The 21400-nt window shown below is 59.9% G+C and carries 20 protein-coding genes, 4 tRNA genes and 1 pseudogene; 7 read left to right on the top strand and 18 right to left on the bottom strand.

Annotation, left to right across the window (positions count from 1 at the left end; translation table 11 throughout):
* The first annotated feature begins 230 nt into the window (after window positions 1–230).
* Entirely contained in the window at window positions 231–2678 is a 2448-nt protein-coding gene (locus ACA058_RS23865; RefSeq protein ID WP_497636181.1) for an acyl-CoA dehydrogenase, read from the top strand.
* Between the two features lie 81 nt (window positions 2679–2759).
* The gene (locus tag ACA058_RS23870) at window positions 2760–3167 is read left to right on the top strand and encodes a PA2817 family protein (RefSeq protein ID WP_497636182.1); all 408 of its coding nucleotides are present in this window, start codon (window positions 2760–2762) and stop codon (window positions 3165–3167) included.
* A 59-nt stretch (window positions 3168–3226) separates the two neighbouring features.
* Here the strand turns inward: ACA058_RS23870 and ACA058_RS23875 are convergent, their stop codons facing one another.
* On the bottom strand, window positions 3227–4225 hold the full coding sequence (locus tag ACA058_RS23875; RefSeq protein ID WP_497636183.1) for a LysR family transcriptional regulator: 999 nt from the start codon (window positions 4223–4225) through the stop codon (window positions 3227–3229).
* A gap of 91 nt (window positions 4226–4316) precedes the next feature.
* Between ACA058_RS23875 and ACA058_RS23880 the strand changes: the two genes are divergently transcribed.
* The 3 genes from ACA058_RS23880 (at window position 4317) to ACA058_RS23890 (ending at window position 6458) form a co-directional block, all read left to right on the top strand.
* On the top strand, window positions 4317–4943 hold the full coding sequence (locus tag ACA058_RS23880) for an alanyl-tRNA editing protein (protein WP_497636184.1): 627 nt from the start codon (window positions 4317–4319) through the stop codon (window positions 4941–4943).
* Between the two features lie 104 nt (window positions 4944–5047).
* A complete protein-coding gene (locus tag ACA058_RS23885) occupies window positions 5048–5818 on the top strand; it encodes a 2OG-Fe(II) oxygenase (protein ID WP_497636185.1) in 771 nt (256 codons plus the stop codon).
* 1 nt (window position 5819) lies between these two features.
* Entirely contained in the window at window positions 5820–6458 is a 639-nt protein-coding gene (locus tag ACA058_RS23890; RefSeq protein ID WP_497636186.1) for a LysE family translocator, read from the top strand.
* Window positions 6459–6569: 111 nt separating this feature from the next.
* Here the strand turns inward: ACA058_RS23890 and ACA058_RS23895 are convergent.
* The 4 genes from ACA058_RS23895 to ACA058_RS23910 all read right to left on the bottom strand — a co-directional run bounded on the left by ACA058_RS23895 (window position 6570) and on the right by ACA058_RS23910 (window position 6984).
* A tRNA-Gly gene (locus tag ACA058_RS23895) sits at window positions 6570–6645 on the bottom strand.
* 3 nt (window positions 6646–6648) lie between these two features.
* A tRNA-Glu gene (locus ACA058_RS23900) sits at window positions 6649–6724 on the bottom strand.
* Between the two features lie 105 nt (window positions 6725–6829).
* Window positions 6830–6905, bottom strand: a tRNA-Gly gene (locus ACA058_RS23905).
* 3 nt (window positions 6906–6908) lie between these two features.
* A tRNA-Glu gene (locus ACA058_RS23910) sits at window positions 6909–6984 on the bottom strand.
* Window positions 6985–7367: 383 nt separating this feature from the next.
* Here ACA058_RS23910 and ACA058_RS23915 point away from each other — a divergent pair.
* The gene (locus ACA058_RS23915) at window positions 7368–8126 is read left to right on the top strand and encodes a hypothetical protein (RefSeq protein WP_497636187.1); all 759 of its coding nucleotides are present in this window, start codon (window positions 7368–7370) and stop codon (window positions 8124–8126) included.
* A gap of 127 nt (window positions 8127–8253) precedes the next feature.
* On the opposite strand, the gene ACA058_RS23920 is transcribed toward ACA058_RS23915, so the two are convergent.
* The 3 genes and pseudogenes from ACA058_RS23920 to ACA058_RS23930 all read right to left on the bottom strand — a co-directional run bounded on the left by ACA058_RS23920 (window position 8254) and on the right by ACA058_RS23930 (window position 11114).
* Window positions 8254–9135: a methyl-accepting chemotaxis protein gene (locus ACA058_RS23920; protein WP_497639990.1), complete on the bottom strand. Its 882-nt coding sequence runs from the start codon at window positions 9133–9135 to the stop codon at window positions 8254–8256.
* Window positions 9112–10218: pseudogene (locus ACA058_RS23925) on the bottom strand (HAMP domain-containing protein); the annotation flags it as partial. The gene ACA058_RS23920 and the pseudogene ACA058_RS23925, both read right to left, overlap by 24 nt.
* A gap of 134 nt (window positions 10219–10352) precedes the next feature.
* A complete protein-coding gene (locus ACA058_RS23930) occupies window positions 10353–11114 on the bottom strand; it encodes an SDR family oxidoreductase (protein ID WP_497636188.1) in 762 nt (253 codons plus the stop codon).
* 236 nt (window positions 11115–11350) lie between these two features.
* Between ACA058_RS23930 and ACA058_RS23935 the strand changes: the two genes are divergently transcribed.
* Window positions 11351–12355, top strand: a complete 1005-nt coding sequence (locus tag ACA058_RS23935) for an NADP-dependent oxidoreductase (RefSeq protein WP_497636189.1) — start codon at window positions 11351–11353, stop codon at window positions 12353–12355.
* Between the two features lie 134 nt (window positions 12356–12489).
* Here the strand turns inward: ACA058_RS23935 and pyrF are convergent, their stop codons facing one another.
* From pyrF to ACA058_RS23985, 10 genes are all read right to left on the bottom strand, one after another.
* Window positions 12490–13188: an orotidine-5'-phosphate decarboxylase gene (pyrF, locus tag ACA058_RS23940; protein WP_008016546.1), complete on the bottom strand. Its 699-nt coding sequence runs from the start codon at window positions 13186–13188 to the stop codon at window positions 12490–12492.
* A gap of 162 nt (window positions 13189–13350) precedes the next feature.
* The gene (locus ACA058_RS23945) at window positions 13351–14403 is read right to left on the bottom strand and encodes an AI-2E family transporter (RefSeq protein WP_497636190.1); all 1053 of its coding nucleotides are present in this window, start codon (window positions 14401–14403) and stop codon (window positions 13351–13353) included.
* A gap of 69 nt (window positions 14404–14472) precedes the next feature.
* Window positions 14473–15279, bottom strand: a complete 807-nt coding sequence (locus ACA058_RS23950; protein WP_497636191.1) for a DUF4892 domain-containing protein — start codon at window positions 15277–15279, stop codon at window positions 14473–14475.
* A 118-nt stretch (window positions 15280–15397) separates the two neighbouring features.
* Window positions 15398–16252: an alpha/beta hydrolase gene (locus ACA058_RS23955; protein WP_497636192.1), complete on the bottom strand. Its 855-nt coding sequence runs from the start codon at window positions 16250–16252 to the stop codon at window positions 15398–15400.
* Window positions 16249–17055: an alpha/beta fold hydrolase gene (locus ACA058_RS23960; RefSeq protein WP_497636193.1), complete on the bottom strand. Its 807-nt coding sequence runs from the start codon at window positions 17053–17055 to the stop codon at window positions 16249–16251. Before ACA058_RS23960 ends, ACA058_RS23955 begins: the two co-directional genes overlap by 4 nt.
* Window positions 17056–17174: 119 nt before the next feature.
* On the bottom strand, window positions 17175–17618 hold the full coding sequence (locus ACA058_RS23965; protein ID WP_497636194.1) for a hotdog fold thioesterase: 444 nt from the start codon (window positions 17616–17618) through the stop codon (window positions 17175–17177).
* Window positions 17619–17651: 33 nt separating this feature from the next.
* Window positions 17652–19307: an AMP-binding protein gene (locus tag ACA058_RS23970; RefSeq protein ID WP_497636195.1), complete on the bottom strand. Its 1656-nt coding sequence runs from the start codon at window positions 19305–19307 to the stop codon at window positions 17652–17654.
* A 109-nt stretch (window positions 19308–19416) separates the two neighbouring features.
* Window positions 19417–19872: a phosphohistidine phosphatase SixA gene (sixA, locus tag ACA058_RS23975; RefSeq protein WP_497636196.1), complete on the bottom strand. Its 456-nt coding sequence runs from the start codon at window positions 19870–19872 to the stop codon at window positions 19417–19419.
* On the bottom strand, window positions 19869–20216 hold the full coding sequence (locus tag ACA058_RS23980) for a DUF4389 domain-containing protein (RefSeq protein ID WP_497636197.1): 348 nt from the start codon (window positions 20214–20216) through the stop codon (window positions 19869–19871). The genes sixA and ACA058_RS23980 overlap by 4 nt, the downstream gene beginning before the upstream one ends.
* Window positions 20217–20245: 29 nt before the next feature.
* Window positions 20246–21271, bottom strand: coding sequence for an NAD(P)H-dependent glycerol-3-phosphate dehydrogenase (locus ACA058_RS23985; protein WP_497636198.1), 1026 nt, complete (start codon window positions 21269–21271; stop codon window positions 20246–20248).
* Between the last annotated feature and the right edge of the window lie 129 nt (window positions 21272–21400).

The following is a 21400-nucleotide window of genomic DNA, read 5'->3' on the forward strand; positions in this document are numbered from 1 at the left end:
AAGCCCCGAGTCTAGCGAGAGGTTCAGCACAGAGATAACGACGTTTCGGCCAAACATGGGCGCTTTGCCGCCCGCTCAATGAACGATTTTTCACGGTCTGTCACGCAAAAGGCCTACACAATCATCCAGGGTTTCCCACGATTTCAATCCCATCGCTCTGACCACCCCGTTTCGCGGATGCCGTCTAAGCTCTCTGGGTTGGTTTGCCCTGGGTTCACGGAGGATTAAATATGCTGCTGTTGTGGATACTGGTTCTGGTTGTCGGGATAGCTTATTTAGCCCACCGTCGCATCGCGCCGCTGCCTGCCCTGGGCATCGTGGCTGTCTATCTGCTGGCAATGGGCGCGTTCAGCCGCGCACCGGGTTGGCTGCTGTTGATTTTCTGGGTGCTGACCGCCGCCTTGGCGGCCCCCCTGCTATTGCCTGATCTGCGCCGCAAATTCTTCAGCGCACCGATGTTCAACTGGTTCCAGAAAACCTTGCCGCCGATGTCGGAAACCGAACGCGACGCCATCGAAGCCGGCACCGTGTGGTGGGATGGCGAACTGTTCAGCGGTCGCCCGGACTGGAACAAACTGCTGTCCTATCCCAAGGCGCAACTGAGCGAAGAAGAGCAGGCCTTCATCGACGGCCCGACCGAAGAACTCTGCGCCATGGTCAGCGACTGGCAGCTCGGTCAAACCATGGACTTGCCGGCCGAGGCCTGGACTTACATCAAGGAAAACGGCTTCTTTGCCCTGATCATTCCCAAAGAGTTTGGCGGCAAGGGTTTCTCGGCCTACGCCCATTCGCAAGTGGCGATGAAACTGGCCAGTCACAGCGGCGATCTCGCCTCCACCGTGATGGTCCCCAACTCCCTCGGCCCGGCCGAGCTGTTGCTACATTACGGCACTGACGAACAGCGCAACCATTACCTGCCACGTCTGGCGCGCGGCGACGAAATTCCCTGTTTTGCACTGACCGGTCCTCTGGCCGGTTCGGACGCGGGCGGCATGCCCGATACCGGGGTGATCTGCAAAGGCGAATGGGAGGGCAAGGAAACCCTCGGCCTGCGCCTGAACTGGGAAAAGCGCTACATCACCCTGGGCCCGGTGGCCACCCTGCTCGGCCTGGCGTTCAAGGCCTACGACCCGGACCACCTGCTGGGAGATGAGGAAGACCTGGGTATCAGCCTGGCCCTGATTCCAACCGATCTCCCCGGTGTGGAAATCGGTCGCCGTCACCTGCCCCTGGGTGCGGCGTTCATGAACGGCCCGAACTCTGGCAAGGACGTTTTCGTGCCGCTGGAGTTCCTGATCGGCGGCCAGGAAATGCTCGGCAAGGGCTGGATGATGTTGATGAATTGCCTGTCCGTCGGACGTTCGATTTCCCTACCGGCGGTGGGCACCGGCATGGCCAAGTTCACCAGCCTGGTGACAGGCCAGTACGCGCAGATTCGCGAGCAGTTCAACGTGCCGATTGCCGCTTTCGAAGGCATTCAGGAAGCCATGGCGCGCATCGGCGGCAACGCCTGGATGATGGACGCCGCGCGGATGCTGACCGCCAACGCGGTGGACCTCGGCGAGAAACCGTCGGTGCTGTCGGCGATTCTCAAGTATCACCTCACCGAGCGTGGCCGCGAGTGCATCAGCCAGGCGATGGATGTGCACGGCGGCAAGGCGATCATCATGGGGCCGAACAACTACCTCGGGCGCAAATGGAACGGCGCACCGATCTTCATTACCGTGGAAGGCGCGAACATTCTTTCGCGCAACCTGATGATCTTCGGTCAGGGCGCGATTCGCTGCCACCCCTTCGTGCTCAAGGAAATGGCCCTGGCCACTCGGGAGGACAAGGATCAGGCACTCACCGAGTTCGATGGCCTGCTACTCAAGCACATCGGCTTTGCCGTGGGCAACGCCGCCAGCACGCTGGTGTTGAACCTGGGTTTCGGGCACCTGGAGCAAGTGCCGGGCGACAAGCTCAGCCAGGGTTATTTCCGCGCGCTGAACCGTCAGGCTGCCGCATTCGCCCTGCTCGCCGACCTCAGCATGATGCTGCTCGGCGGCGAACTGAAACGACGCGAACGCCTGTCGGCGCGGCTGGGTGATGTGCTCAGCAACATGTATCTGGCCAGCGCCGCGCTCAAGCGTTACAACGACCTCGACTCACCGGAGTACATGAAGCCGCTGTTTACCTGGGCCATGGAGGAAAGCCTCGGTCACGGTGAGAGGGCCATGGATGAACTGCTGAACAACTTTCCGAACAAGGTGCTGGCCTGCCTGTTGCGGGTGATCGTGTTCCCGTTCGGCCGCCGCCACAAAGGGCCGTCGGACAAACTCGGCGCCGAAGTCGCGGCGGTGATTGGCCGCGCCAAGGGCGATCCAGCCCTGGAGGAAGTGCTGCTGGGTTGCTACCGCCCGCAATCGGTCGAAGACCCTGTTGGCGTCCTGCAGCACACCTGCAATCAGTTGAACGCTGCGCAACCCTTGCGAAAAAAACTGCATGTGGCGCTCAAGAGCGGCCAGGTCAAACCGGTCGCAGGGGAAAATGTCATCGATGCAGCATTGGAAGCCGGCGTGTTGCAACCGGTGGAGGCCCACACTCTACGTGAGGCTGAAGTGGCGCGGCGCAAAGTGATCGATGTCGATGCTTTCGATAAAGAGGAAATAGCACTGACCGATGGCAAGATCCGCTGATCCATCCAGCGCTCCATCATGGGAAAATGCGCGCGGGAGCTTTATACTCCCGCGCCCGTTTTGCTCTTGAGGACTTATCTCGTGTCCAACATCGTTGCCGATCATCTCGTTTTGCTCGACCATTTGCGCAGCATTCTGGTCGCCGTAGGTGAGGCCGAGCAGGTTCCCGAAGAAAGCCATGCCCTGTTCCTGGAGCGCTTCGACGAACTGCTGGCGTCACTGCCGATCGATCCTATCGAAAGCCAATACCTGGGCCAGGACATCCTGACTCAAGTGATTTCCCGTTATCCGCAAATCGCCCACCTGATTCCACGGGATCTGCTGTGGTATTTCGCCGGTGACTGCCTGCACTACTTGTCTGATGAAGAAATCGACCTGTATCAAGCACTGGAAGAGCGTCGTTTCGAAGCCGAACAGAATGACGAGCCTTTTGACTGGAACCAGGAAAAACAGCTGCTGGCCTTGTCGAATCAGGACATCAAGCACTGATCCGCAATCCGCAATGCAAAAGGCCCGCATGGTTGAACCTGCGGGCCTTTTTCATGCGGTCAAAACAAACCGTCACTCTCGGGCAACTCATACTCCGATACAGCCGTACTCAGACTTCCAGATTTGCCTGGCTTGCCCAAAGTCGGCTCCTTCTCCAGACACTCCACCAGGTAATCAATCAACACCCGTAGCTTTGGAGGCAGGTATCGGGTGGGCGAGTACAGCAGCCACGCGCCTCCGTGGTAGGACGCCAGAAAAGTCCAGTCCGCCAGCACTTGCACCATCAACCCCTTCTCCAAGGCACGGCGCGCGGTGAAATACGGCAGGCTGCCTATGCCGATGTGCTGCAATACCGCGCCAAAACGTACTCCTGTGTGATTGGCGGCATATCGCCCGCGCACACCGACGGTTACAGATTTGCTGCCTTTCTTGAACTTCCAGCGCGCATCGCTAGGGGTTTCGCCCAAGTAAATGCAACTGTGGTTGAGCAAGTCATGGGGGTGAGTCGGCGTACCGTGTTCAGCCAGATATTGGGGCGTGGCGCAGAGCAGATGGTCAATGGTCAGCAACTGTCGCCCGACCAATCCCGCTGGCGGCCGGTCGGTGATACGAATCGCCAGGTCGACGTGATCGTCGATCAAATCCACCTGACGATCCTCAAGCAATAGCTCCACATCCACCTTGGGATAACGGCGCAAAAACTCCGGTATATGCGGGTGAATCACGATTCGGCCTACCGCTTTAGGGACGCTGATGCGCACCACCCCCTCGGGCTCATCAGTGAACTGACCACTGATTTCCATCACTGACCGGGCGGCGTTGACCATCTCCCGGCACCGCTTGAAGACCTCCTCGCCACCGTCGCTCAAACGTAACTTGCGCGTGGTTCGTTGCAGCAGGCGAGTGGCCAGCGCCTTCTCCAGACGCGAGATGCTGCGGCTGACAGCCGAGGGCGAAGAACCCAACTGGCGAGCGGCTTCGGAGAAGCTGCCGGTTTCGACGACCTTGACGAAAATCGCCATTTCACCCAGTAACGGCAGTGGAAGATTTATGCTCACAACGCAACAGTCCTTTGATGTTTGAACGGATTATCACGCGAAACCGCCCTTCATATAATAAAAAATAGAAATCTGAATACGAGCATGGAATATGACGCTTCGCCTCTTTTTCCATAGTGATGACCTCAAGGCCAATGTGGAAGTCCTGGACTGCGCACCTCACGAGAGCGAATTTGCCGTGGTGCTGCGCGCAACCTTGTTTCACCCTCAGGGCGGCGGACAACCTTGTGATACGGGCTGGATCGGCGACAGCCGGGTACTGCGCGTAGTCCAGGACCCGGACCGGATCGTTCATTTCGTCGATCAGCCGGTCAATCTTGGTATGACCCAGATCCGGGTCGACGAACAACCTCGTCAGTTCAATACGCGCATGCATTCGGCCGGCCATCTGATTGGCCACTTCGTCCAGGCGATGGGCTGGATGCCGATCAAGGCGCATCACTGGCCTGGCGAAGGGCGGGTGCAATTCAAACCGGCCGAATCGGCGCAGGACGTTGATGCGCAGACCGTTCAATACGGCCTCCAACAGTGGATCGCCCATGATCTGCCTCGCCTGACATCGCTGCGCGAAGGCGCGCGGGAAATCAGTTTCGGTGAACTGCCCGCCTATGGCTGTGGCGGTACCCATGTACGTAGCCTGAAGGATTTGGGCACGGTCACGATCACGACCCTTTCGCAAAAGAAAGGCACGTTGTCCGTCCACTACCAAGTGGACTGAGCCTTTGGGCGATGGCGCTGCCGCTGTCGTTGCGGCTGCCGCCTGATGCCCCGCAAGCCTGCATCCGCAAGCTTGGTTGACTCTCCGATAGAGGGACCTGAACCATGATGCTTGATGTCGAGCGTCTCGATGAGGCGTGCATAAAAAAACTGGCCAATGAGGAAGTGCTCGCCATCCGGATCAAAAGCTGGCTGCCCCCGGCGCTGGCGATTCAGATTGGCGACAAGATCCTCGCGCCCGGATTTGAAGGCTATATCAACGCGCCGAGCATCGGTCGCATCGGCATGGCGTTTTACGAAGCGGAAAATCAGGCGCTGCTGATAGAGGATTATTTCGAGCGCGCCACCCGCAACATCGAAGAGTTGCGTAATCGTTGTGCACCCTATGCGTCGCCGGTCGACACCCTGCGCTGCATCCTCGACGAATCCTGGCCAGCCGGCGCGCACCTGGAAAGCCTCTACGGCCGCAAGATGTACGTCGGGCTGTCCCGGGTGGTCAAACCCGGCGTGTGCTTTCTCGCCCATCACGACATTTTCGCCAAGGACGCCCCGGACAGCTTCCAGGCCAGGAGCCTGGAAGCGCAGTTCGCCTGCAACGTTTACCTGAACATGCCCGCCGAGGGCGGTGCGCTGCAAGTGTGGAGCCACGACATCACCCCCGCGCAGTTCGACGAAATGCGTGGCGACAGTTACGGCATCGACCCGGCCCTGCTGGGCATCCCGAGCATGGAGATTCTTCCAAGGCCGGGGGACTTCATCATGTTCAACTCACGCCGCATGCACTCGGTGACACCGGGCGCAGTCGATCCCCGCTTGAGCCTTTCATTCTTTATCGGCTACCGCGGCACTGCTTCCCCCCTGACTTTCTGGAGTTGAGATGCTTTCGAATTACCTGGGCGAGTTCCTGGCGCTGGCGACGATTCACTTTCTGGCCGTGGTCGCTCCCGGACCGGATTTTGCCGTGACGATTCGCCAGAGCGTGCGCTTCGGCCGACTGGTGGGAATCTGCACGGCGTTGGGCATTGGTGCGGGGATTTCCGTGCACGTGCTCTACACCTTGCTTGGTGTGGGTGCGCTGATGCATACGACCCCTTGGCTGTTGACGGTGGCCAAGGTCGTGGGTGGTGCCTACATTCTTTATCTGGGTGTGAGCCTGGTGCGCAGCCGGCCGAAATCTGTATTGGAAAGCGATCAGCCGACTGATCAACCAGTCGTCGAGCAAACGCTGCTGAAGGCGTTTACGACAGGCTTTCTGACCAACGCCACCAATCCCAAGGCCACGCTGTTCTTCCTGGCGATCTTCACCACGATCATCAGCGCGACGACACCGCTGAAGATTCAGGCGCTATACGGTGTCTGGATGTGCGTGGTGAATGCCCTGTGGTTTGTGATCGTCGCCTTGTTCTTTTCCAGCAGCAGGGTGAGGTTGCTGTTCATGCGCATGGGGCACTGGTTCGAACGCAGCATGGGGGTGATCCTGATTCTGTTTGCCGGGCGGTTGGTTCTGTCGATGTAATACCGCGCGCGCACAAAGGCCCGCTCAGTCTGACTGGCGGGCTTTTTTTCGATGACTATAAATCGCGCGAAAACAAAAACGCCGCTCAATGAGCGGCGTTTTTGTTAAATATGGAGCGGGAAACGAGACTCGAACTCGCGACCCCGACCTTGGCAAGGTCGTGCTCTACCAACTGAGCTATTCCCGCAAATGGCGTCCCCTAGGGGACTCGAACCCCTGTTACCGCCGTGAAAGGGCGGTGTCCTAGGCCACTAGACGAAGGGGACACGCTAACTGAAACACATGGTGTGTATTTCAGTGCCCAAATCCGCATCCGAAGATGTCGGTTCTGGTTTCACTCAGTGCCGCCCGAAAGCAACACTGTTTAAAAATGGAGCGGGAAACGAGACTCGAACTCGCGACCCCGACCTTGGCAAGGTCGTGCTCTACCAACTGAGCTATTCCCGCAAATGGCGTCCCCTAGGGGACTCGAACCCCTGTTACCGCCGTGAAAGGGCGGTGTCCTAGGCCACTAGACGAAGGGGACACACTACAACATTCACTCCCTGCTTCGTTTCGCTGTTCGCTTTACGCTGCAAGTGGCGCGCATTCTATGGATGGATTGAGAGGTCGTCAACCCCCTGTTATAAATTTATTTAAATCAATGACTTCGCCCTGCTTTTCGCCCCTCCCGGTTTTTCCGTCGCCTGGGGTCTGGCGCCTATATTCTGACACTCGCCAAGACGTTATAGTCGACGCCATGAGTGATGGCAATATGCTCCAGAGTGCCAGCATTTATATAAGCGGGCCGCGGCCGATAAAACTTCAGCCACGCCGAGCCAAGCAGTCGAGCGGCTCCAGGCGCCTGGAGGCCAGGCCACTTCACTCGCATGCAAACCCTATAAAGAGGTCTTACCGGTGACACCACTCATGATCACCCTGCTCGTCGTAGCCGGGATTGCACTCTTGATCGCCATTGGCTACATCAACCATGTGGTGGAAAACAATAAGCTGGAAAGGGCCCGCGCCAAGGTTGAACTCAATGACCGCCTGCGTCGCTGTGGTGAGATCACCGAGACGTTTCCCGGCCAGTTGATGAAGCCAGCGCTCAAGCTGTTGCTGACCCGTCTGGAGCTGAACGTTTGCCAACGCCTGCTGAACCTGGAAAAGACCAGCGCCAACCTCAAGGCACGGATTAGCGAACTGGAGGCTCTGGTTGCCCAGGGCGAATCGATTCCGGTCAACAACCCGCCGGCACCGATCCAGACTGAAGCCAAGGCCAAGGACGTGCGTTTCCTGCTCGAAGCCCTGCACGGCCAAATCACCCGCGCGGCCCAGGATGGTTTCTTGCCACCCAGCGAAGCCAAGGGCTGGATCCGTGAAGTGCGCCATATCCTTGTGCTGCTGCACATCGAATTTTTCAACAACCTCGGCCAGCACTCCCTGCAGCAGAACCAGCCCGGCCAGGCGAGGCTGGCATTCGAACGCGGCGTGCAGTACCTGCGCAAACAGCAGGAACCCCAGGTCTACGCCGAACAACTGGTATACCTGGAAAAACTCCTGGCCCGCGCCAACGACCAGGTCATGGACCGCATCGCTCCGGCAGAAGGCGACGTCAACCAATTGACCGAAGGCCTCAAAGACGTCGAGGCAGATGCGGACTGGAAGAAGAAAGTGATCTACGACTGATCACCCTGTAGGAGCAGCCGGTCGACGCTCGAATGCTCGCGATGAACCTGAGAGCACAGAGGGGTGTCAGGTGCCCAGCGTCATCGTTGACGCCCATCGCGAGCATTCGAGCGTCGACCGGCTGCTCCTACAGCCTGAAATGCCCCACCATCCCCTTCAACTCAACTCCCAACTGCGCCAGCTGAATACTCGACGCCGCATTGCCCTGCATCGCCAGCGAAGACTGGTCCGCGCTGGCGCGAATACTCGTGACGCTACGATTGATTTCCTCGGCCACCGAGCTCTGCTCTTCGGCAGCAGCAGCGATCTGCTGGTTCATCTGCTGAATCAGGGACACGGCCGCAGCAATACTCCCCAGCGCACTCTCGGTCTGCAGTGCATCACTGACGGCCAGTTTCACCAACTCACCACTGCTCTGTATCTGCTGCACCGACGCCTGCGCCGCCGCGCGCAAGGCGCTGACCAGTCGTTCGATCTCTTCGGTCGATTGCTGGGTCCGCTTGGCCAGGGCCCGCACTTCATCGGCCACCACCGCAAACCCCCTGCCCTGTTCACCGGCCCGGGCCGCTTCGATGGCCGCGTTCAGGGCCAACAGGTTGGTCTGTTCCGCAACGCTCTTGATAACGCCGAGCACCGTGCCGATGTTCTGGATTTCCGCGCTCAGGCTTTCGATACTTGAACTGGCCGAAGTGGCGGAATCCGCCAGTTGCTCGATCCGCACCATGCTCTGGCGCACCACCTGTTGCCCACTTTCAACCTTGCCATCCGCCGTTTGCGCCGCCAGGGCGGCCTCCTCCGCATTCCGCGCGACGTCGTGCACGGTGGCGGTCATCTGGTTCATGGCCGTCGCAACCTGCTCGGTTTCTTCCTTCTGGCTGCTGACTTCGAGGTTGGTCTGTTCGGTCACGGCAGACAAGGACTGCGCTGAAGTGGCCAACTGCTCGATGCCCGCCTGCAAACCACTGACGATCTGGCTCAGCCCTGCGCCCATCTGTTGCATGGCCTGCATCAACTGACCAATCTCGTCACGGCGGGTCACTTCAACCTTCGCGCTCAGGTCCCCGGCAGCGATCTGCTGCGCCACACGAATCACAGTGCGCAGCGGCGCCACGATCAGGCGGGTAATCACCCACGCCGCAATCAACCCGACCAGCAAGGCCAGCACGGAAGAGCCGAGTATCAGCAGCGAGTTGTTTTTCAGCTCAGTCTGCATCGACTGGTCTTCGGCGACATAGGCCTGATCCACCCGCTCCACCACTTGGGCAGCGCGTTGATGCAATTGCTGGTAGACGGTTTTTTCCTGTTCCAGCAGGCCGGTGTACTCAGCGAGCTTGTCGCTGAAACTGGCGATATGGCCGGTGACTTCATTGAGGACCGTCTGGTAGCCCTCATCCTTGACCATGGTCTTGAGTTGCTCGGCCTGGGTCAGCGCCTGACTGGCCTGCTCGATGTTGCCCTGCCCGGCGCTGTCGTCGCCCTTGCGGCTCTGGTCCAGACGCACGCGTGCTTCGTTCATGGCTTGCAGCATCAACCGCGAAACCTGGCTGACCTGGTTGGCTTGCTCGATGAATGACGCCCCGTCCTTGCCTTCGGTTTCCTTCAACGTATAAGCGCCGTCATCGGCGAGCCCGGCTTGCAGGACGTCGAGATTATTGGCCACGCTGGACACCGACCAACTGGCCATTTCCAGCGCCAGGTCCTTGGCCTGACTGAGCGAGACAAACTCGTCAAACGCCTTGCGGTAAGCTACCAGGGACTGCTCGACGTCATTCATGACCGGGACGTTGGCCGCAGACGCTGCCTTCAGCTGGTTTGCCAGCGCGATCAGGCCGTCAACGCCTGCGTGCAAGGCATCGACGGTTTTCGGGCTGCCGTGCAAGGCATATTCCTGCTCCAGCAGTCGCACCTTAAGCAAACCGCTGTTGAGCGAAGACATCTGCTTGAGCCCGTCGAAGCGCTGGCTGATGGTTTGCAGCGACCATACGCCGATGGCCGCCACCAGGGCCGTCAGCAACAGCACCAGCGCAAACCCGACACCCAGTTTTTTTGCCATACCGAGGTTGGCAAAACGTCCTTGCACGGCCGAAATCATTGCACTCAGTCCCCCGCCATTATCAGTAGCGGCAGATTCGCAACGGGCCTGTAGCAACACAAGGCTCTGGCGTCGGAATAATGGCAAAAAGCTACGCCCCCGTCGTTTTCAGAACGCTGGAGGTCGATCCGCTCTCAAAACGCCGTAACCCCGCCATCCACAGCCAATGAGTGCCCCGTGGTGAACGCGGCGCCATCGCTGCACAGGTACAGCACCGCACTGGCGATTTCCTCGACCTTGCCGATGCGGCCAACCGGGTGCATCGCATTGGCGAACTCGCCCTTCTTCGGGTCTGCTTCATAAGCGCGGCGGAACATGTCGGTGTCGATCACCGCCGGGCATACGGCATTGACGCGGATTTTTTTCTTGGCGTATTCGATCGCGGCCGATTTCGTCAAGCCGATGACAGCGTGCTTGGAAGCCGCGTAGATGCTCATCTTCGGGGCAGCCCCAAGACCGGCCACTGACGCTGTGTTGACGATTGCACCGCCGCCCTGGGCCAGCAGCAAAGGCAGCTGGTACTTCATGCACAACCAGACGCCTTTGACGTTGACGCCCATGATCGCGTCAAACTCGTCGACCGTACCTTCGGCCAGTTTGCCTTTCTCGATCTCGATACCGGCATTGTTGAAGGCATAGTCGAGACCGCCGTAGGTATTGACCACTTCATCCATCAGATTTTTTACATCGCTTTCCACCGTCACGTTGCAACGCACGAAGGTCGCTTCGCCGCCTGCCGTACGGATCAGCGCTACCGTGCCTTCTCCGCCCGCGGTGTCCATGTCGGCCACCACCACCTTCAGGCCTTCAGCGGCAAATGCCTGGGCAGTGGCCCGGCCGATACCGGCTGCCGCGCCTGTCACCACTGCCACCTGGCCGGAAAACGTCATGCTCATTGTTCTGTCCTCGAAGAGAAGTTTGCTGGGGATCGCGGGTTCCCAGCATAGCCACAGCCACCCCTGGCCCGGCAGCACTATCAAAAGGCCGGTTGAGCCCCCATGAGTGGCAGTGATGGAACTACCGTACCAACTATCACTGCACTGGATCAGACCGTATTCGCCGAATCAGCCGAACTTGCGACATCGACCCTGAAGGTCTATCAACAAGGTTTCATTCATCCTGAGTGCCTGCCATGACGTCCCAGACCAATCGCCAATTTCTGCTCGCCAAACGCCCAGTGGGCGCCGCGACCCGGGAAACCTTTACCTATCAGGAAGTACCGGTCGGTGAACCGGCTGCAGGTCAGATCCTGGTCAAGAACGAATACCTGTCCCTGGACCCGGCCATGCGCGGCTGGATGAACGAAGGCAAGTCCTACATCCCGCCGGTCGGTCTGGGTGAAGTGATGCGCGCGTTGGGCGTGGGTAAAGTCGTGGCTTCGAACAACCCTGGGTTCGCGGTCGGCGACTACGTCAACGGCGCCCTCGGTGTGCAGGATTATTTCCTGGGTGAGCCCCGCGGGTTCTATAAGGTCGATCCGAAACTTGCGCCGCTGCCGCGCTATTTGTCCGCGCTGGGCATGACCGGCATGACCGCTTACTTCGCGTTGCTCGACGTGGGTGCGCCGAAGGCCGGCGATACCGTCGTACTGTCGGGCGCCGCCGGTGCGGTGGGCAGCATTGCCGGGCAGATTGCCAAGATCAAGGGTTGTCGGGTAGTCGGCATCGCCGGCGGCGCGGACAAGTGCAGATTCCTCATCGACGAACTGGGTTTTGACGGCGTCATCGACTACAAGAATGAAGATGTCGTTGCAGGCCTCAAGCGCGAATGCCCGAAAGGCGTCGATGTGTATTTCGATAACGTGGGCGGCGATATCCTCGACGCGGTACTGAGCCGCTTGAACATGAAAGCACGGGTGGTGATCTGTGGCGCCATCAGCCAGTACAACAACAAGGAAGCGGTCAAGGGCCCGGCCAACTACCTGTCACTGCTGGTCAACCGCGCACGCATGGAAGGTTTTGTGGTGATGGACTACGCCGCGCAGTTTGCCGCCGCCGGACAGGAAATGGCCGGTTGGATGGCCAAGGGGCAGCTCAAGAGCAAGGAAGACATTGTGGAAGGGCTGGAGACCTTCCCGGAGACGCTGATGAAACTGTTCAGCGGGGAGAATTTCGGCAAGTTGGTGTTGAAGGTTTGAAGTAACCACAAAACCCATGTGGGAGCGAGCTTGCTCCGGGCGGCGTTCCGACGATAGCGGTGTATCAGACAACATTAATGTCGACTGACACTCCCTCATCGCGAGCAAGCTCGCTCCCACAGGTTTAGCGGCGTTTACGCGAGTTCGGCGACCACCGAAGCCAGCGCCTTGGCCGGATCCGCCGCCTGGCTGATCGGACGGCCGATCACCAGGTAATCGGAACCGGCATCCAGCGCCTGGCGCGGGGTCAGGATACGGCGTTGATCGTCCTGGGCGCTGCCCGCCGGACGAATCCCCGGGGTCACCAGTTGCAGCGACGGGTGCGCCGCTTTCAGCGCCTGGGCTTCCAGGGCCGAGCACACCAGGCCATCCATCCCGGCTTTTTCCGCCAGTGCAGCCAGGCGCAGGACCTGCTCCTGCGGCTCGATGTCCAGACCGATACCGGCCAGGTCCTCACGTTCCATGCTGGTCAACACCGTCACCCCGATCAGCAGCGGTTTTGGCCCGGTGCGCTGGTCCAGCACTTCGCGGCAGGCAGCCATCATGCGCAGGCCACCCGAGCAGTGAACGTTGACCATCCACACGCCCATTTCCGCCGCCGCCTTGACCGCCATGGCCGTGGTGTTGGGGATGTCGTGGAACTTGAGGTCCAGGAACACTTCGAAGCCCTTGTCACGCAGGGTGCCGACGATTTCTGAAGCGCAGCTGGTGAACAGTTCTTTACCGACTTTGACCCGGCACAGTTTCGGGTCCAACTGATCGGCCAGCTTCAGTGCGGCGTCACGGGTAGGGAAATCCAGGGCGACGATGATAGGAGTCTGGCAGGCGGACATGAGTAGGCTCTCAGGCAAGTCGAAATCGGCGCGCATTGTAGCGGAACCAACGGCCCTGCGGGACCCGATGATCGGTAAATCGTTGAGAACGCTCCGGCAAGACTAGCCTCTGCGGCGATTGTGTCGAGTTCGGTACAGTCACGCGCTGCTCAAGGATTGAATTCAGCGACGGTCATCAACCCGAGCCTGGCTCTTGCTCCAGTCGGTCAACAGGCTGTAGGCCACGGCCAGCAACGTCGGCCCGATAAACAGGCCAATGAATCCGAACGCGATCAACCCGCCAAACACCCCAAGCAACACAATCACCAGCGGTAAATTCCCGCCCCGGCTGATCAGGTAAGGTTTGAGCACGTTGTCCACGCCACTGATGATGAACATGCCCCAGATGCCGAGGAACACCGCCATTCCGTAATCACCCTTCCAAGCCAGCCAGGCAGTGGCCGGGATCCATACCAGCGGCGGCCCCATGGGAATCAGGCTGAGCAGGAAGGTCACGATACCGAGCACCAGTGCCCCGGGGACGCCGGCAATCAGGAATCCGATCAGCGCCAGGACCGCCTGGGCCGCGGCAGTGCCGATCACGCCGTTCACCACCCGTTGCACCGTACCCGCCACCAGCTCGATGTAATACCCGGCACGGTGGCCGATCAGCCGTTCCAGCAAACCATGAACAAAGGCTGCCAACCGTGGGCCGTCGCGATAGAAAAAGAACACGAAGACAATGCTCAGGGTCAGTTCGAGAATGCCGCCGCCAATCTGCGCGCTACGCGCAAGCAACCAGTTGCCGACCTGCCCCAGATAAGGCTTGAGCGACACCATCATCGCCGCGCCCTGCTGATCGATACTGTTCCAGATGACCACCAGCCGCTCGCCCACCAGGGGAATGCTGCCCAGCCAGGTCGGCGCTTCAGGCAAGCCGTCGACCTGCACATCCTTGATGAACGCCGTGGCGTCGCGCACATGGTCCGCCAGGTTGAACCCCAGCCACACCAGGGGCGCCGCCACCAGCACCATCCAGCCCACGGTCAGCAGGGCTGCCGCCAGGGACTCGCGGCCATTGAGCCAGCGGGTCAGCAGGCGCATCAGTGGCCAACTGGCGAAGGCCAGTACTGCGCCCCAGAACAGGGCCGACCAGAACGGCGCCATCACCCAGAAGCTCGCGCCAAACAGCACCAGGAGCAGGATCTGCACCAACAGCCGATCGTTATTGATCATCACAGTCTCGAAAAAATCATTCAGCAAAAAGAGTAGGCGAACACGCCACGCGTGTTCGCCGGATAACGCTTATCGCAGCAATTTGATATGCAGGCCAGAGCCGTCAACACCACCGGACTCCATCCGTGCCGCACGTACGCCCTGTTCGATCAACGACTGCCGCCAGGCTTCGGCGTTGGGCCCGGACACACTGACCCGCAAGGTCGTGTCCAGGTTCAGGCCCCGGGAGATCAGGCGCAGCCAGGTGTCATCGGGTGTTTCAGTCAGCTTGGGAAAGTCGAGTTCACCGGTACTCTTGAGCTCGCGCAGCAAAGTCGCGGACGTCGGCAACAAATCCCCCAGTGGGGCGACGGCGTCGAATTGTTCGACGTGCAGGTAGGCTTTGCGATTGCCACGGGTGATGCTGTAAAGCGCCACCAGCGTATCATCCCGAGGTGCCGCCAGGCGTAACAGCAGATACGCCTGCTCATTATCGGCGCCATAGAGTTTGGCGTTACCGAACACTTCGTTGGCCCACAGGCTGCTTTCGCCGCAATCTCGAGCCTGGCACCAGAACAGCAACTGGGCGTCCTGCTGCTGCAGGGCTTCGCGCGCGGCGGTGAAGGCCTGGGTGGATGAATGCTCCGCCGGCAACTCATAGGTCACCGACGTGACTTGCCCACGGGCACTGACCTGCCCGTCAAAGCGCAATTGACCGCTGATCTTGCGGATCGAGCCGAGCGGGTAGACCCGCTCAAGCTCAGCCGTGGGGCGGTAGTCGACGATCTGCGCATCGGTCATGCGCGGGACGATCGGCAGGTCCTGGCTGCCGGGCAGATCGGCGGCTAATGATAGTGGACTGAAACAACAGAGCATCAGCAAACTGAGTGAGCGCATGGATAGACTCATCGGATCTGCATGACCTTGTGGCCATTCGGGGTCGCAGCGGTGTAGAGGTCTATCATGGTTGTCTCCCTTTTCAACCCGCCCAGCCTCGACAGTTGCCCGGCGCAAGTCAAGGAATGGCGAAGAACCGATTGAAACAGTCTGCGACAAGGTCGGCGCCGGGTTCGTCATTCAGGTGCAAATGATGGCCGCCTGGCAGCTGTTCAAGGCTAAAGGGTAGACGCTCCAGCAACTCGGGGTGCTTGGCGAGCATGCCGTCGGCGGCGACCACCAGTTTCGCCGGGCAAGCGATCCGTTGGACGAAGGCCATGGCCTGCTCGGTGGTGAGACGCAGCGGCGATGGCAGCGTGAGGCGATTGTCGGTGCGCCAGGTGTAGCCGCCCGGCACCGGCATCAAACCACGTTGGGCCAGCAGCTCGGCGGCTTCGCGACTGACCGCCACCAGACCTTTCATGCGCGCTTCGATGGCGCGGCCCTGGGTGCTGTAGACCGGCTTGCGCTTTTCCCGCAGATCCAGTTGCGCCTGCAGGGCCATGCCCATGCGTTCAGCAGCGTTTTCGCCTTTGTCCGTGGGCGGAATGACACCGTCAATCAATGCCAGGTGAGTGACACGCTCCGGTAACGAGCCGGCTATGATCAGCGATGCGATGGCGCCCATCGAATGCCCCAGCAACGCAAATCTCTTTAGGCCAAGCTGCTCTGCAACCTGCAGCACATCGTGGGCATAGTCCCACATGGCGTAACCGGCGCCCGGCGGGCGGTGTCCTGAATGACCGTGACCGGCCATGTCCAGGGCGATGACGCGCAAGCCTTTGAGCTTCGGTGCCAGGCGGGCGAAGCTGTTGGCATTGTCCAGCCAGCCATGCAGGGCAATCACCGGCAAACCGTCTTCGGGACCAAACAAGTGCGCCGCCAACTCGATATGCGGCAGGCTCAGGCGGACCTCTTCGACGACCTGGCTCATGCGCAATCCTGCTGCTGGCGACCGTCCCAGCGGTTGAACAGGTTTTTCAGCAGTACTGCTGTCTCCTGCGGCCGTTCCAGAGGAAACATGTGCCCGCCAGGCATGCTCAGTGCCTCGCCATTTGGCATGCGCCCGACCGAACTGGTGTGATGGCGCATCACCACCCGGCTCTCGTGCCCGCGAACGACCGCCAGCGGCACTTTCAACTGCCGTAAGCGGCCGGGGCTGGTGTGCGGTACGCCACGGTAGATACTGATTTCCGTGGCCGGGTCGAAACGCAGACGCAACCTGTCGCCGTCCTGCTGTAAACCATAGTGCAGGTAGGCATCGAAACACTCCGGATCGAAGCTGCGAAACAGGGTCTTGCCGGCGAAATAACGGCGGGCGCTCTCGAGATCGGCGAATTCTTCACGACGACCCAGGGTGCGACCGGCCGGGGTCAGGCGGTCGATGAAACCCAAGCGCTTGGCCGCGCGGATAACCCATTGATCGGTGCGGGTCAGCACCGGCGAATCGAGCATCACCACACCGCGATACAACTCGGGGCAACGCAACGCCGCGTGCAGATGCAGTACGCCACCGAAGGAATGACCAACGCCCCACACCGGCTGCGCCTGTCGCTGCAGGTGGTGGATCAGTTCATCCACCAGGTTGTACCAGTTGTCGTCCGCCGGGAAACGCGGGTCGTGGGCGTGTTGCTCCAGATGCGTCACCTGAAATTCGGGTGCCAGCGCCGCAAACAACTTGCCGTAGGTTCCCGAAGGAAAACCATTGGCGTGGGCGAAAAATATCTGTTGCGACATACCTGCAAATCCATAAGCGAGACCAGGCATTGATTGTCCGCAAGACCGCGTCCTACAGCAATGACCGTAACGGACAGGAATGATGACAGTCCGGCCATGCAAATAAAGGAACGCGGGGTTCAACGCGCTGGCGGATTCTCACCCAGCGGCACCACTGCCATGGTCAACCGCGATACACAACTGACCTTGCCTTCGTCACTGGTCAAACGGATATCCCAGACATGGGTCGTACGCCCGATGTGAATGGGTTTGGCTACTGCCGTCACCCGCCCGCTGCGCAAGCCGCGCAGGTGGTTAGCGTTGATTTCCAGCCCCACGCAGTAAAACTTGCTGGCGTCGATGCACAGGTAGCTGGCCATGGAACCGACGGATTCAGCCAGCACCACCGAAGCGCCGCCATGCAGCAAACCATAAGGCTGGTGAGTGCGGTGGTCGATGACCATGCTCGCGGTCAGGGACTCGTTATCGAAGGCTTCGTAACGGATGTCCAGCAGTTCGCCGATGGTGTTTTTCTGAATTGCGTTCAACTGTTCGATGCTGGGAACGGTACGCCACAAACTCATAGCAGATTTTCCTTGTTGTATTTTATTCGTGGCTCAATCCTGCCACAGCACCGCTTCGCTGCGCTCGCTCCATTCTTCGAAGCGACCGCCGTAAGTGGCTTCGATCACGTTGCGCTTGATCTTCAGGGTTGGCGTGAGAAAGCCGTTTTCCACCGCCCAGCTGTCCTTGACCACCACCAGTCGCCGCAAGCGTTCGTGCTTGTCGAGGGCGTTGTTGACCTCTTCCAGCAGCTTCTCCAGGCTTGAATGCAACCCGGCCCGTGCCTCCTGCTGCCCGACGACCGAAAGCACGCACAGGCCCAGTGGCGCACTCAAGCCATCACCGACCACGCACACCTGCTCGATGCGCGAATGCACCGCCAGGCGATTTTCGATGGGCGCCGGCGCTACGTACTTGCCTTTGCTGGTCTTGAAGATTTCCTTCAGGCGCCCGGTCAGGCGCAAGTTGCCTTCGGCATCTTCCTCGCCCTTGTCACCGGTGCGCAGGAAGCCGTCCTCGGTGATGGTGTCGGCGGTTTTCTGCGGCTCCTTGAAATAGCCGAGCATGGTTGCGCCGCTGCGCACCATCACCTCGCCCGATTCGTCGATGCGCACCTCGACTTCCGGGCAAGGCTTGCCAATCCAGCCTGGTTTGTTCTGCCCCGGCAGGCAAATGTGCGAGTAGCCGCAACTTTCCGTCATGCCGTAGACCTCCAGCACGTCCAAGCCGAGCCTGCGATACCACAGCAGCAGACTCAGCGGTACTGGCGCCGCACCGGACAAGGCAACGCGCAAGGCATCGAGTCCCAACCCGGCAAGGACTCTATGCCCGACCCGCTTGCCGATAATCGGCAATCCGAGCAGGAAATCCAGGCGTTTTGCCGGAATCTTGCTGTACACCCCCATCTGGAATTTGGTCCAGATTCGCGGCACGCCAAACAGCGCCGTGGGCCGGGCACGGCGCAAATCAGTGAGGAAGGTGTCGAGGCTTTCGGCAAAAAACACGGTTTGCCCGGTATAAATCGATGCCAGTTCGACGAACATCCGTTCGGCAACGTGGCATAACGGCAAATACGACAACAGTCGATCCGTCTCATTCAGACCGAACAGTTGCGTGCCGCGCGTGGTGGCGAACCCCAGATTGGCGAAGCTGTGCATTACACCCTTGGGCATTCCGGTGGTGCCGGACGTGTAGATGATGGTCGCCAGTTGATCGGCGGCGGGCTTGGGATCGTCCTGAATCGGCGAGCTGCGTTGCAGGTCGTCCCAGCTGAAATCGAAGGTGCCGGGCGGATGCAGCGGAAGGCTGATGGTCGGCAGATCGGGATTCACCCCCGGGGACATGCCAGGCCAGTCATCGAGTTTGCCGATAAATGCCAGCAGCACTTGCGAGTGTTCGAGCACCTGGGCCACCGATTCGGCGGTGAGGTTGGGGTACAACGGCACCGAGACATGCCCGGCCATCCAGATCGCCAGGTCGGCAATGATCCAGTGCGCACAGTTTTTCGAGATCAGGGCGATGTGGCTGCCTTGGGGCAGTTCCCGCGACCGTAGCCAATGTGCCGCGCAACGGGCCTGATGACCGACTTCCTCCCAGGTCAAGGTCTCGACATGACCACCGCCCATTGGCTGGACAAGAAAGCGCTGGCGGGGATGTCGGGCCTCGCGCTCGTAGAAAATGTCCAGGGGCAAACGAAAAGCAGCAGGCATGCGACTCGCTCCTTTGTTTTTGGGTCTGGAGCAAGCGTAGCCAACCAAGCAGTTGCTTGGCTGGCTATTTCACAGAAAAAAATTCAAGCCGTTTTCGACAACCTCACGATCAAGGTTGTTTAACGCTGTTGAGCTTCATGGACCCTACCAACAGCTCATCGCCCTTGAGCTCCGCCAGACCGGCAGTGCCGATCCTCTCCGGCGGATGCCCGGCACCATGTTGCAGGTAGCTCAGCAGATTCCCCACCAAGGGGTTGTGACTGACCAACAGCACGTCGCTGACCGCCACCATCTGTTCGGCCACCTTGTCCGGTTCCGTGTCAGGTGTCAGCCATTCGACAGTGCGGATTTCCGGCTCGAAACCCAACGCGTCTCGCACCAGTCGCGCCGTTTCCTGCGCTCGCAGGTACGGGCTGGCGTAGATGGCGGTCAGCGGTTGCCCGATCAAGTTTGCAGCGCTGCGCAGCACTTCCTCACGCCCGTGCTCCGTCAGTTCCCGCTCCGAATCGTGGGGGCGGGACCCGTGTGGCACAGCTTCCCCATGACGCAATACCCAGAGTTTCATAGCTTGGGTTCCTCATCTCGGGCCGGATGTGGCGCAGGCGCCACGACGTGCGGCGCTTCACCTTCCGGCGTACGCGGCGTCGGCCAATCGGCGAACGGCCAGGGTTTCTGGTCGCTGTGGAAACTGCCGAATCGACCAATCTGCGCCAGGAACTGGCTCAGACTGTCGCCGAAGTTCATCAGGCTGGCGCTCGGGGCGCCATAGATTAAACGATAGATCAACTGCACCAGCACCACGGCGCCAAGTATGAACTGCGCCACCTGCCAGACCAGCAGGAACACCACCATCCACAGCACCCGAAGCAGAATGGACTCGTATTTGGGTTCTACTTTTTGATCACTCATGTCGCGCTCCGTTCCTGTGAAGTAAGGTTTCAGTTGAAGCCGCTGGTGGAAATAAAGTCGACATCGGTCTTCGGTTCACCGCGCATCAACAGCCCGATAACCTGCTCAAGCGTGCGCCCTTCGAACAGGATAGCGTGCAGCCCGGCGACCAACGGCATGTACACGCCAACCTCCTGGGACTTGGCCTTGAGCACCTTGAGCGTGTTCACGCCTTCGGCAACTTCGCCCAGGCGATTGACCGCCTCTTCGAGGCTCAAGCCCTGGCCGAGGGCGAAACCGACCTGATAGTTACGGCTTTTTGGCGACGAGCAGGTCACGATCAAATCACCCACGCCCGCAAGGCCGAGGAATGTCATCGGGTTGGCACCCTGATTGACCGCGAAGCGAGTCATTTCCGCCAACGCCCGGGTAATCAGCATGCTCTTGGTGTTTTCGCCCATGCCCATCGCTACCGCCATGCCGGCGATGATCGCGTAGACGTTTTTCAACGCCCCGCCCAGTTCCACGCCAAAACGGTCGGCGCTGGCATACACGCGAAAGGTGCGGCCGTGCAACACTTCCTGGACCTGCTGGCAGAGTTCTTCGTCTTCGCTGGCGACCACCGTGGCGGTCAACGCGTGTTCGGCGATTTCACGGGCCAGGTTCGGCCCGGACAACACACCGATGCGTGCCAGTGGCGCGATCTCTTCGAGAATCTGGCTCATCAGCTTGAACGTTTGGGCTTCAATACCCTTGGTCAGGCTCACCAGCATTTTGCCGCTCAACCGTTCGGCGTGCGGCGCCAGCACCGAGCGCAACGCGCTGGAGGGCAGCGCGACAAAACTCAGGTCGCAGGCCTCCAGGGTGGCCAGCAGATCAGTGACCGGCGTCACACCGGGCAGAATCTTGATGCCTTTGAGGTAACGCGGGTTCTCGCGATTGACCCGGATGGCCTCGGCCTGTTCGGGGTCACGCATCCATTGCAGGACTAGATGACCGTTTTCGGCCAGCAGGTTAGCCACGGCGGTACCAAAACTTCCGCCTCCCAAGACCGCGATCGGGCGCTGTTCAGTCATATGTAATCCGTTAATCCATACCAGTGGCGATGTCGGCATTATACGGAGCGTCCCCGTGTCGGCCAGTCCCTGCTTCAATTACCGCCGTGCGTAGGAAGAGGTCCGGTAATACCTAAGGAAATGCTTATA

This window comes from Pseudomonas sp. LBUM1649 (assembly GCF_059716155.1).